Here is a 12,960-nt window from a genome sequence, read left to right as displayed (position 1 = left end):
CGAATTAAAAAAGTTACTTTTATTCAAAAGCTTTTGTGTAAACCTCACAAAGCTCATCCATAGATTTATTTATTACTACTTTATATTGCTCTTTATCTAGTAGCTTCTGTAACGCCGGAGTAGCTGGGACTTGTATGTCTAATACTGGCTCAATTACACTTTCAAACTTAGCAGGGTGAGCTGTTGCTACAATTATATAACCTTTATTTGCATCTAGCTGATTTTTAGCTACAAAGCCTGTTGCAGTATGTGGACAGACTACTTCATTATACTGACGATACACTTGCTTAATTTCTTCTATGATTTCAAAATCAGAAACACATATAGCTTTAACATTTGCTTTGAAATTCTCATAACCGCCTAACAGATATAAAAGTCTTTCAAAATTACTAGGATTACCAACATCCATTGCATTAGCCAGTGTCTCAACACTTGCTCTTGGGTTAAATTCTCCAGTATTCAAGTAATCTATAACTGTATCATTTGCATTTAGACTCATAGATATCTCACCGATTGGGAAGCCCATTTGTTTAGCCCAAAATGCTGCTGTGATATTACCAATATTACCAGATGGAACTATGTAGTTTGCTTTCTCTCCAGTCTGTAAATAATGCTGCCACGATGTGTAAGCATAGTAAGTAGATTGTGGTAATAATCTACCAATATTAATACTATTAGATGTATTTAGTTTTGTTCTTTCTGTCCACCAAGGTGTCTTAAAAGCTTCTTTAACTAAACTTTGACAATCATCAAAAACTCCTTCAACTTCAACAGCTTGGATATTATCGCCCCAGCAAGTTATTTGTTTTTCTTGTCTTTTAGAGATTTTACCCTTAGGGAACATCACTATAACACGAATATTACCCTTACCGTGAAAAGCTGCAGCTACTGCAGAACCTGTATCGCCAGAAGTTGCTACTAAAATTGTAAATGGCTTCTCACTGTCGATAGAGCTTAGACAATTTGCTAAAAATCTCGCACCAAAATCCTTAAAAGATAAAGTTGGTCCATGAAAAAGCTCTAAAACAGATGTTGTTTTATCCAAGCGCTTAACTGGCACATCAAAAGTAAAAGCATTATTACAAATCTTATCTAAAGAAGCTGCAAGCTGATCTCCTTTAAAGAACTCTCTCAAAGTATTTGCAGCAAATTCAGCATAGCTGATATCTTTGGTAAAACTCTGCCAATCAACCTTTGGAAATCTCTCAGGTACAAATAACCCTCCATCTGGAGCTAATCCAGACTGCATTGCCTCACTTAATGAAACTTTGATATTTTTATCTCTTGTACTAATAAAATTCATGTCTTACCTTTATTATTTTTTCTCTAATATGTATGCACCTTTACCGCTCATAGTACTTATCCAACTATCTGACTTAAGGTTAAATTCTTTAAACTTATCTTGCATTGTTTTAGCAACAACACTTGCATCATCTTGTTTTTTTACAAGTGCAAACATTGTTGGCCCAGATCCTGATATCCCACAAGCTATCGCACCTGCATCATAAGTGGCTTTCTGGACATCATAAAATCCTGTGATTAATTTAGATCTTCTTGGTTCAATCAATATATCTTTTAAGCTTTGACTCAACAGTTCAATATCTTGTGTATATAAAGCACTTATCGTAGCTGCTAAGCATGCACTATGCTCAACAATTGTAGTTAAATCATAAGGCTCTTCCAAAAGTTCACGTGCTTTTTTTGTCTCGATTGAAAGATCAGGGCAAATTATAACCACGTTGCAATCAACTATTGGTAAATCTATTTTTTTACACGGTTTTGAACTTTGTAATAATACCAGCCCACCAAACATACATGGCACTGCATTGTCACCATGAAATGATCCTGATATCAAACTCTCGCCATAGATAGCATAGTCAATTAAATCATCATAGTTATACGGTGTTTCAAAAAAAGCATTCATTGCGACTAGAGCAGCAACAGAAGAAGCTGCTGAACCACCCATACCAGAACCTAGAGTAATGCCTTTTTGTATATAAACATCAAAACCCATTTCAATGTCTTTATCAGCCAAAAACTTTTTAATTACAGCTGTAGCAACATTCTTATCACTGTCAAAAGGTAGTCTATCTGCGCCAGTAGCTCCACTAATTTGTTTGATAACCAACTCGGCATCATCTCTTTTGATAAGTTCGACAGTATCACCTACCCCATCGATAGCAAAACCCAGCAAATCATAACCAACTGCAAAATTTGCACTAGTTGCTGGAGCAAATGCCTTAGCTGATTTAATATTAGCTAATTTCATGACTACTTTTCTCTTATCACAGTTATAACATCGGCATATACACCCGCTGCTGTTACCTCAACACCAGCACCAGCGCCTTGGATAACCATAGGTTGAGTATATCTATCTGTATTTATCATCACGATATTATCAGTACCTTTCACATTTGCAAAAGGACTAGATTCATCGTAAGCTTGGATACCTACGTTTGCAACACCATTAACGATAGATCCAACATAATGTACTCCAGTAAGATTTTTCTTTTTGTCTGCAATCCGATGCATTATTTGATTGTTAAATGCTGGAAGTTTAGCAAAAAACTCCTCTACACTACATTCACGTAATTCTTCAGGTACTAAATTTTCGATAACCAAGTCATTCAGACCTATATTCAGACCTATTTCTCTAGCTAAGATCACTGTCTTTCTTGCGACATCCATACCTGATAAATCTTGTCTAGGATCTGGCTCTGTATACCCAGCATCATAGGCCATCTTCACTGCATCTGAGAAAATCACGCCATTATTTAACTGAGTAAACAAATAACTTAAAGTTCCTGAGAAAATACCATTTATAGATCTAACATGATCACCACTTTGAACCATATTTTGCAATGTAACTATGAGAGGAAGGCCAGCACAAACATTTGTTTCATATAAGAAACTAGTGCCATTCTGTTTAGCGACTTTTCTAAGCTCTTGATAGAATTCATAGTTTCCTGAATTTGCATACTTATTAGGAGTAATCACACTGATTCCATTGTTTAAAAAATTAGCATAACTTTTCGAAACATCTTCACTTGCTGTAGCATCAATCACAATTTTTTTGGTAGCCGAAGCATGAGACATAAATTCAGCCAAACTCTCTAAACTAACTTTTTCTGTAGCCTCATTAAGCAAATTATCTATATTTTCAAATAATAAATTTTCATAAGAGACACGCATTTGCTTTGAATTAGTAGCTCCTACCAATACTAAGTTAATACCTCTTGAATACCATTTTTCATAAGTTTGTTTAATTTGCTTAATAAAAGCCTTACCAATATTACCAGCACCAATTACAGCAATTGCAATATCATCACTTACAGAATTATAGTGACGATGCATAGCTTGAACACCTCTAGCTTCATCTTCAGCTTTTACTGCAAATGTAACACTTCTCTCTGAGGATCCTTGAGCAATAGCATGTATATTAATATTTGCTAACTTAAGTGAGTTTACCAACTTTGCTAACGATCCGGTCTTAGACTTCATACCTTCACCAACTGCTGTAATCAAAGCATGATGCTTATGAACAGCAATCTCTTCAATAAGATTATTCTTTATCTCATTAGCAAACTCATGTTTTAAAGTTTCAGTTGCCCTATCAGCATTGACACTATCTATAGCAAAACATATAGAATATTCAGAGCTCGCTTGAGATATCATCATTACAGATACACCAGCTTTCTCTAGTGCTCCAAAAACTTTGAACGATATACCAGAAACACCTATCATACCAGCACCTTGCACTCGCACTATCGCCACATCTGAGACACTTGTTAGGCCTTTAATAAGACCTTGGTCTTCATCCTTGTCAGCACTAATCTTAGTACCAACCTCATCTGGTGAATAACTACTTTTTATATAAATAGGTGTTCTCTCTAGAGCCATTGGAGCTATAGTTAAAGGATGTACAACAGATGCACCAAAATATGCAAGCTCAAGAGCCTCTTTATATGTTAATTGAGTTAGAGGTTTTGCCTCTGGAACTACTTGTGGATTAGCACTGTATACACCAGCCACATCTGTCCAAATATATAGCTTATCAGCTTGTAATAGCTTTGCAAAAATAGCTGCTGAATAGTCACTACAGTTTAAGCCTAATATTGTTCTCTTACCAAGCTTATTTTGAGCAATAAAACCTGTGATAACATATACATCAGCAGGATTTTCAGATTTTATAGCCTCGATTGACTCCAGGCTTTGTTGCCAATTAACTGTAACAGGATAATTACTATCATTGACAATCAAACATTCTGAAGCATCTATAAAATACGCATTCCTATCTCTTGATTGCAAATATAACGTAAGAATTTTAGCTGACCATATTTCCCCAAAGCCCAAAATAAAGAATCTCAAACTATCAGCGCAGAACCCTGTAATTACTATAGTACTGAGAATATGCTTAATATCTCTTAAATCTTTAAGAATCGTTTCTCTTAGGGTATTCTCAGCGGGAACTAAATCATGAAGTATAGAACTATGATGCTCAAAAATAGAATTAAGTGTTTCGCTATAATCTTGAGACTCAATTGCTTGATCTATAGCTTTTTGTAAATTACTAGTAGTTTTTGCTGATGCAGAAACTACCACAGCCTCATTGATACAACTAATTATATTCGAAACATTTTTTATCTTCTCTGATGTAGCTAAACTACTGCCTCCAAACTTATGTACTATCATATTCTATACTCTTACTCTTAACAAATATCAAATCGATTACTTTTGTATTATACTTAACCAATAAATTTTATCACTAATAATTATAGGGGTTTTATGCTTAAAGTTGGTTTTATTGGTTGGCGTGGTATGGTTGGCTCAGTTTTGATGTCTCGCATGGTTGAATCGAATGATTTTGATGATATATCACCAACGTTTTTTTCAACATCTCAAGCAGGACAACAGCCTTCAGGTTTTATGGAGAAATATGGCATACTGCAAGATGCTTACAATATCGAAGAATTAGCTAAAATGGATATACTTCTAAGCTGTCAAGGTGGTGAATATACCAAAGAAATTCACTCTAAGTTAAGAGAATATGGTTGGCAAGGTTTTTGGATAGATGCTGCATCTACACTACGTCTAGAGAATGAAAGTACCCTAGTACTAGATCCGTTAAATCATGGGCAAATAATCAACGCTATTGATAGTGGTAAAAAAGACTTTATTGGTAGTAATTGCACTGTTAGTTTAATGTCTCTAGCAATCGCTGGACTACTCAAGGAAGATCTTGTTGAATGGGTTAACTCTAGTACCTACCAAGCGATATCAGGCTCTGGTGCTGCAGCAATGCAAGAACTTCTCCAACAAGCTGACCTTTTGAGTAAAGCTGATGATATAAATGCAGATATCCTAACAAGAGAAAAAACTCTAAGAGAACTATCTAAAGATTCTTCAAAAATCCCTCAACAAAAAACTGTACAAACTTTGGCTTATAATCTATTGCCTTGGATAGATGTTGGTATGCCAAGTGGACAAACAAAAGAAGAGTACAAAGCAGCCACAGAACTAAACAAAATTTTAGATACTAAAAAAGCAATCCCTGTTGATGGCGTATGTGTTAGAGTTCCTAGCCTAAGATCACACTCTCAAGCTTTGACAATCAAACTTAGACAAAAATTAACAATTGATGAAATTAAGCAAATAATATCTCAAGGTAATGAGTGGGTTAAAGTAGTAGATAACAACAAAGAAGATACTCTCAAGCATCTAACACCTCAGGCGACTTCAGGAACTCTTGATATTGCTATAGGTCGTATTAGGTCATCCCTATTAGCTGATGATATATTTCATTGCTTCACTGTAGGAGATCAGCTACTATGGGGAGCTGCAGAACCACTAAGAAGAGTTCTTAACATCATTAAAGATAGAGCTTAAATAAACCACCTCAAATCAAGCTCTATGAATTTTCCTTAACAAATTTGACAACTTCTTCCATCTTAAAGCTTCTAGCTCCTTTAACAGTAAGTTTAGTATTTTGAGATTTATACCCATCAAGTACTTTTAATAGATCATTATTTAACTGTTGTTTATCATCATAATATTTAACATTTGAACCTTTATACTCTTCTAAAGTAAACTTTATTAAATTTTTTTCGCCAAATAAAAATATATTATCTAAGCCAGCCTTATTGAGCCATTGTCCCATTTTACGATGATAATTCTCGCCCTCATCACCTAATTCTCTCATTGAAGTAATTGCTATAACTTTTTTACCATCAAATTCAGCTAAATCTGCTATAGCAGCTTGGACAGCACCAGCACTAGCATTATATGTATCGTCTACAAGAGTTAACTTATCATTTAGTTTTTCGGTTGAGAATCTACCTTTATAGTTTTTGATATTTTGCGTATTTTGTAAAAAGCCGTTTGGCTCTAGTCCTGCAGCAACCACACTAGCTATCGCAAGCATACTATTAGACAAATTATGCTTACCAATATTCGGCAACTGATAGTTATATTGTTTGTCAAAGATTCTAATCCTAACATCATATAACTCTGGTGTAACCTGATAATCTAAAATGATGATATCTGCACCTTGATTACTCATTGAGCAAGTAATTTTGTTACAGTCTAATTTATCTGCATAAGCTGGTATTCTTTCATCATCAAGATTCACAATACAAACGCCGTCTTTGGGTAGAGCTTTAAGAAGCTCTCCTTTCTCTATCATTACACCATCTAGAGTTTTAAGATTCTCTAAGTGACTAGCACCAACATTTGTAATCATCGCAACATTAGGCTGGATAATTTCAGCAGCAGCTTTTATCTCACCCGCAACGCTTGTACCAGTTTCAATCACAGCAAAATCGACATCTTGTGGAGCTTCTAAAACTGTCATAGGCACACCAAGATAGTTGTTGAAATTACCTTGTGTAAAATGTACTTTTTTACCACCAAGTAGAGTTACAATCATTTCTTTAACCGTTGTTTTACCACAACTACCTGTTAAGGAGATAATAGGCATTTTCAGAGACTTACGATACTCTTTTGCCAATGCTCGTAATCCCTTAATAGTATTACCACAAACTACTTGTGGAATATTTATATCTTGTTTCTTTGATACTAACAAAGCTTTTGCACCATTACTAATAGCACTTGGAATAAACTCATGGCCATCACGATTAGCTACAATCGCGACAAATAAAGCATCTTGATTTACCTCATTAGAATTAATGCTAACTGTTTGAATTGATACATCTTCACCGATGTATTCTAAGCCTGCTTGTGTTGCTAATTGTTTTAGTGATTTGATCATTTTTTCTCCATAAGACTCATATCAAATTCCTCTTCCGATCACTGCGAAGTTTGAAGGGGAAATAGCTTTAAATAAACTATCATAGTGGTAGATCATTGATCTGTCACTACAAATATTTGCTTAAACAAGCCACCCTTTCTCTACAGCTAAATCAATCTGTCCTTTTACATATTGCCATAACTCCGGAGCAATGTCTTTTAATCCTAAGTTTCTACTGATAACTTTTTCTTTAGGCACTTTGCCATAAGCTACCCAACTACCACCATTATTCTGCATATTTTGTAAAACTGGAACTGCTCTTTCTATAGCTTTTGAGTATTTAGCTTCCGCTGTTTGACTATTTTCAAACTCAAGCCATAAAGCTTTATAATCATTAGCCTCATCTTCTGGTAACAATGAAAATATTTTCTCTAAAGCTTCTAGTTCTTTGGCGCTCTGGTCCTCAAGTACTGCATGATTATCAAAAGCATAAGTATCACCCGCATATATCTCAACAATATCATGGATCAATAGCATCTTAAGCACTTTTAGCATATCAAGCTCTTCACTTGCATATTCTTCTAATATAACGCCCATAAGAGTTACATGCCAACTATGTTCTGCTGTATTCTCTCTACGATTATTATCACATTTTAAATGCTCTACGATATACGCCTTTTAGCTTGTCTATCTCTTGGATAAAACTTATTTTCTTTTCTAAATTTGTCATTTTATCTTTTCTTAAAAATTATACTTAGCGATAATCTCTCGCTCATCAAAATACTCTTTAATACCATTTTTATCAAGATAGCACTCATGTCCTTTGCCAGCTAATAGAATAACGTCGTTAGCTTTCGAGTTTTCAATAGTATATTTGATAGCTTTTTCTCTACTATCAATAAAAGTATGCCTTTCAGGATGACTAAAACCTTTTTTGATATCATCAAAAATACTTTCAATATTTTCAAAACGGTTATTATCTTCTGTAACGACTATTTTATTAGCGTACTCTTCTGCTATCTGAGCCATTATAGGTCTTTTGGTAGTATCTCTATTGCCACCACAGCCAAAGATACACCATAGATTATTTGGACGGTAGTTTACTAGAGTTTGTAGAGCTTTTTCTAAAGCATCTGGAGTATGCGCATAATCAATTATAATCTTTGCACCATTTACTAGTGCAATTACTTCCATACGCCCTTTTACAGGTTTTAATTTAGAAATATTTTCTAGAAGTTGTTCTCTAGTAGAGCTATCATCTAATGCTGCTAAGCTCAAACCTAAATTCATTAGATTAAATTCGCCAACTAAAGATGTTTGATAAGTACCCATGTACTTTTGAGAAATATATAAATCAAAGCTTGTTTGCATATTCTCTATACTATTAGATTCTATATAAATATCTGCTTTTTTTGACTTTAGGCTGACTGTTATAATCTTAATACTATACTTTAAGTTAGTATCTATGGATTCCGTGGTCGGAGCCTGACGGAATGACGATTTATTGGTATTTTCCCAAAGTTTCAGACCATATTCATCATCTACATTTATTACAGCTTTTTTAAGGCTTTTAAACTGAAACAATTTTGCTTTAGCTTCAAAATAATTATCCATAGTCTTATGATAATCAAGATGATCATGACTAAGATTACTAAATACTGCAATATCAAAATCTAAACCTTCGGTACGCTTTTGATCCAATGAATGAGAAGATACTTCCATAACAAGATTTTGATAATTCTTATAATATAAAATAGTTTGATATAAAGATAATATATCTAATGTCGTATGGGTACTCTCTTGTAGATCTGGATAAATCCCATTGCCATTTGTACCTAGTAATAATGATTTTTGACCAATTAATTTTTGCAATTGTGCAATATAACTAGAAATAGATGTTTTACCATTTGTGCCTGTTATGCCAACTATATTTTGAGGTTTTTTATAATCATAAAACCATTTAGCAAGATTCGATAGCTTCTCTTTTAAATTTTCAACATAAAAAATATTAGGTAATTCCCCTTCAGCTATTGAAGAGGTGGCAATCGAAGATTGACGGGGTAGTTTATCACTCAAAATAAGTTTTGTACCCTTAGCTAAAACACTATCAATATATTTATTACCATCATTTGATAGACCTTTGAGAGCTATAAATGCTGATTTTGCGTCACATTTACGACTATCTAAAGATAGCGATTCAATTTCAAAATTATTTTGAGATAAGGTTTGAATATCTAGAAATTTTAATATTTGATTTATACTTTTCATTTTAATTTTCACCACATTAAAGCACTTTGTGGCAAGCTTATGTCAAAGTCATTGATCCAGTGACTACAACTGTCTGAGCTTGCGAGTTTTGTAGGCACCAATGACTTACATTAAAGCGCGAACATGTGCTAAGCAGTTTTGCATACTTTTTCTGCTATTGCAAAAAGTATGTCGCTAAAACTTACATCGTAAGTTAGCGAAAGCATTTAATCAATTGTCTTTCTTAAAAGCTGGAAAACCTAATTTTTCTCTTGCGCTATAATATTCTTTAGCTACTTCTAGAGCTAATTTTCTAACTCTTAGAATATAGCCTTGTCTTTCTGTAACAGATATTGCATGACGCGCATCTAATAAGTTAAAAGTATGTGAAGCTTTCAATACAAACTCATAAGCTGGTATTGGCAGATTTTTCCCTACTAGTCTATAACCTTCTTTTTCTAATAAATCAAACTGTTTAAAAAGCTCTTCAACATTAGCCTCTTCAAAGTTATAAGTCGACATTTCGATTTCATTTTGCATAAATACATCACGATAATATAAAGGACCATTTTGCGTATTAGCCCATAAGATATCATACATACTATCAACATTTTGGATATACATAGCTAATCGCTCAAGACCATAAGTAATCTCACCCATTACAGGCTTACACTCCAGTCCACCTACTTGTTGAAAATATGTGAACTGCGTAATCTCCATACCGTTTGACCATACTTCCCAACCAAGTCCCCAAGCACCTAGAGTTGGCGATTCCCAGTTATCTTCAACAAAGCGAATATCATTCTCTAATGGATCTATACCTAGCTCTCTAAGTGAACCAAGATATAATTCTTGGATATCATCAGGCGATGGCTTCATCACAACTTGGTATTGGTAGTAATGTTGCGTACGGTTAGGGTTCTCACCATAGCGACCATCTGTAGGTCTTCTTGATGGCTGTACATACGCAGCTGTCCATGGCTCTGGACCTATCGCTCTTAGAGTTGTTGCTGGATGGAATGTTCCAGCGCCGACTTCCATATCTAGTGGCTGAATAATAGCACAACCTTTAGATGCCCAGTAATGATGTAGTTTTAAAATAATTTCTTGAAATGTAAGCATACTAATTAAAATCTTTTACATAATTATAATTTTGTAAAAGATTTTATCATATTTAGATATCAATAAATATTATATAAAAGTATCAATTTTATATAATTAAGTAACTATCTTAAGTTTTTAATATACAGGTCTAATCGATTAATCTCTTGCTTGACAGAGCCTTCCTTCTAATATGTACTCTAAGGATATTCAATACTTATATCAGTTTTCTCAATATCTTTCTTGCATGTATTATAGGTATAGCACTCCAATCAATTACATAACACAAAATAGCCTAGAACATTTAAAAAATTCCAAACCACATCTGAGTAGCTTAACTGCGCAGATTGAATTAACTTGTTAGCATCGCGTTATTATCTAATTAATTCAGTAGCTGCACAAGCATATATCCATGCAATATTGCCTGATTTAAAGCTACCAGCAACACGCATATATTCTTCAACTTCATACTCGTCTGCTTAGTTCAGTTCTGATAGTGTGACCTCATAAACAGTACCTTCAACAATATCTGAAGCATTTCCCGTGAACTTTAAAATTGGATGAACATCTGTACCGCTAACTTTTATTACCGATTCATTTTTGATTTTTACTTTAGAAAGAGTATAGCCAATTAACGCATCTTTTTGGCCATTCAGCTTACGACCAAATGTTTCTTCCTGAACATGTTCCATTTGCAATGTGCCATATGAAAATAACCTTTCCATTTACTACCTCCCTATTTATAAATACATCCCAATAGATACTTAATCAATATAAATTAATGTAAACCATCAAAATCAACCAATTTCCACTGCCAATTTGGCTCGCCTACCGTACCTGGAGTATTTAGTCTAGCCTCACTACCTAATTCTAAAATATCTTGTACTGGCAGGATTACATATTCAGCATCACAATTTAGTAAATATTTAATAATCTTTCTAAAAATATTTCTATCATTAGCTTTAAAATAACGCTTTAAAAGCTTTCTTTGATATCTATTTAGCTCATCAAAATACCAACTTTTTAGCGTATTATTATCATGTGTTCCAGAGTAAGCAACGATATTTGCATCTTCAATAAAGCTACCTGTTTTCAGATCAAAATGAAATGGAAATACTTTCATACCTTTTAGCTTGTAGTGATCTCTCAACTCAAGCACTTCAGGGCGCAAATCTCCTAAATCTTCTGCAATAATATTAGCATCTGGAATACGCTTATAAACTGTATCAAAGAAATCATAACCAGGAGCCTCGATCCACTCACCATTTATAGCAGTATTTTCACCTGCTGGTATCTTCCAATATGTATCAAAAGCTCTAAAATGATCAATCCTAACGATATCAAATAGTTTGAAGTTACCATTTAATCGATCTATCCAAAAATCAAAATTTGTTTCTTTGAGCTTATCCCAATCATAAAGTGGGTTGCCCCACAACTGACCAGTTTCTGAGAAAAAGTCAGGTGGAACACCTGCAACGAAACTAGGATTTTGATTTTCATCTAATAGAAATATATCTTGATGCTCCCATACATCGGCAGAGTCAAAACCTAAATAAATAGGTAAATCGCCCATAATTTCAATATTGTTTTGATTAGCATATTCTCTTAGTTCAAACCACTGCTTATAAAAAATAAACTGCAAAAATATTTGATAATCTATCTCGTTTTGAAATTGATCAAGCTCTATAGCTTTATCTTTGATCCAGTTTTTATATTCTTGCGGCCAAAAATTCCAAGCTTGGTTATTATTAGCCTTTCTAAAAGCTTTAAAAATAGCATAATTTTTAACCCATGAGTTTTGAGCTATAAAATTATTATATTCTTGTTCAAACTTATCTTTTGAGCTTTGAAAATTGCTAAATGCTTCTTCGAGATACTTATCTTTGAAATTACGAACAAGTTCATATTCAACTTTGTCAGAGCTTACATTTAGACTTCTAAGAGAGGATCCCTCAAGCAAACCATAATCTGCTAGTTTTTCTAAGCTAATATAGATTTCATCACCTGCAAAAGAAGAGCTTGACTGATATGGAGAGTTGCCAAAACCTAGTGGTGTAAGTGGCAGCACCTGCCAAATTTTAGTATTTGCTTGTTTTAAAATATCAACAAATTCATAAGCACTTTTACCTAAATCACCAATACCAAACTGACTTGGTAAACTTGAGATAGCTAATAATAATCCAGATTTTTTCATATACTCTCTATACATCATAGTAATGCACCTTGCGGCAAGCTGTTGTAAATTAATGTTCTAACAGTTACAACTGTCTGAACTTAAGTGAGTTTTGTAACTGTCATTAGTTTACAACATAGCGAGAGCAGAGTGCTAGGCAGTTTTGCATACTTTTTCTGCCATGAAAAAAGTA

The 12,960-nt window shown here is 33.9% G+C and carries 10 protein-coding genes; 1 reads left to right on the top strand and 9 read right to left on the bottom strand.

Annotated elements, in window-relative coordinates; translation table 11 throughout:
* Positions 1–19: 19 nt before the first annotated feature.
* Genes thrC through thrA form a run of 3 tightly spaced genes read right to left on the bottom strand, consistent with a single transcriptional unit; the run spans position 20 to position 4,692 of the window.
* Positions 20–1,303, bottom strand: coding sequence for a threonine synthase (thrC, locus tag F3D59_RS02925; protein WP_150463732.1), 1,284 nt, complete (start codon positions 1,301–1,303; stop codon positions 20–22).
* A gap of 12 nt (positions 1,304–1,315) precedes the next feature.
* The gene (locus tag F3D59_RS02920; RefSeq protein WP_150463731.1) at positions 1,316–2,269 is read right to left on the bottom strand and encodes a homoserine kinase; all 954 of its coding nucleotides are present in this window, start codon (positions 2,267–2,269) and stop codon (positions 1,316–1,318) included.
* A 2-nt stretch (positions 2,270–2,271) separates the two neighbouring features.
* Complete coding sequence (gene thrA / locus F3D59_RS02915; RefSeq protein ID WP_150463730.1) at positions 2,272–4,692, bottom strand: bifunctional aspartate kinase/homoserine dehydrogenase I; 2,421 nt, start codon at positions 4,690–4,692, stop codon at positions 2,272–2,274.
* 93 nt (positions 4,693–4,785) lie between these two features.
* On the opposite strand from thrA, the gene asd reads away from it, so the two are divergent.
* Complete coding sequence (gene asd, locus F3D59_RS02910) at positions 4,786–5,886, top strand: aspartate-semialdehyde dehydrogenase (protein ID WP_150463729.1); 1,101 nt, start codon at positions 4,786–4,788, stop codon at positions 5,884–5,886.
* A gap of 22 nt (positions 5,887–5,908) precedes the next feature.
* On the opposite strand, the gene F3D59_RS02905 is transcribed toward asd, so the two are convergent.
* The 6 genes from F3D59_RS02905 to malQ form a co-directional block, all read right to left on the bottom strand.
* Positions 5,909–7,267 carry a UDP-N-acetylmuramoyl-tripeptide--D-alanyl-D-alanine ligase gene (locus tag F3D59_RS02905; RefSeq protein ID WP_150463728.1) on the bottom strand — a complete coding sequence of 453 codons (1,359 nt, stop codon included), beginning with the start codon at positions 7,265–7,267 and terminating at the stop codon, positions 5,909–5,911.
* Positions 7,268–7,387: 120 nt separating this feature from the next.
* A complete protein-coding gene (locus F3D59_RS02900; protein ID WP_263477954.1) occupies positions 7,388–7,843 on the bottom strand; it encodes an HD domain-containing protein in 456 nt (151 codons plus the stop codon).
* Positions 7,844–7,987: 144 nt separating this feature from the next.
* The gene (locus F3D59_RS02895) at positions 7,988–9,514 is read right to left on the bottom strand and encodes a UDP-N-acetylmuramoyl-L-alanyl-D-glutamate--2,6-diaminopimelate ligase (protein WP_150463727.1); all 1,527 of its coding nucleotides are present in this window, start codon (positions 9,512–9,514) and stop codon (positions 7,988–7,990) included.
* Positions 9,515–9,724: 210 nt separating this feature from the next.
* Positions 9,725–10,615, bottom strand: coding sequence for a glycine--tRNA ligase subunit alpha (gene glyQ, locus F3D59_RS02890; protein ID WP_013923567.1), 891 nt, complete (start codon positions 10,613–10,615; stop codon positions 9,725–9,727).
* Between the two features lie 458 nt (positions 10,616–11,073).
* On the bottom strand, positions 11,074–11,286 hold the full coding sequence (locus F3D59_RS10065; RefSeq protein ID WP_224721144.1) for a hypothetical protein: 213 nt from the start codon (positions 11,284–11,286) through the stop codon (positions 11,074–11,076).
* Between the two features lie 86 nt (positions 11,287–11,372).
* Positions 11,373–12,788, bottom strand: a complete 1,416-nt coding sequence (malQ, locus tag F3D59_RS02875; RefSeq protein ID WP_150464001.1) for a 4-alpha-glucanotransferase — start codon at positions 12,786–12,788, stop codon at positions 11,373–11,375.
* Positions 12,789–12,960 lie beyond the last annotated feature (172 nt).

Origin of the sequence: Francisella sp. XLW-1 (genome assembly GCF_008711455.1) — a bacterium.
In the GTDB taxonomy this organism is placed as follows: domain Bacteria; phylum Pseudomonadota; class Gammaproteobacteria; order Francisellales; family Francisellaceae; genus Francisella; species Francisella salimarina.
The sequence above is the reverse complement of the archived record's forward strand: the minus strand, read 5'-3'. Positions and strand labels throughout refer to the sequence as shown.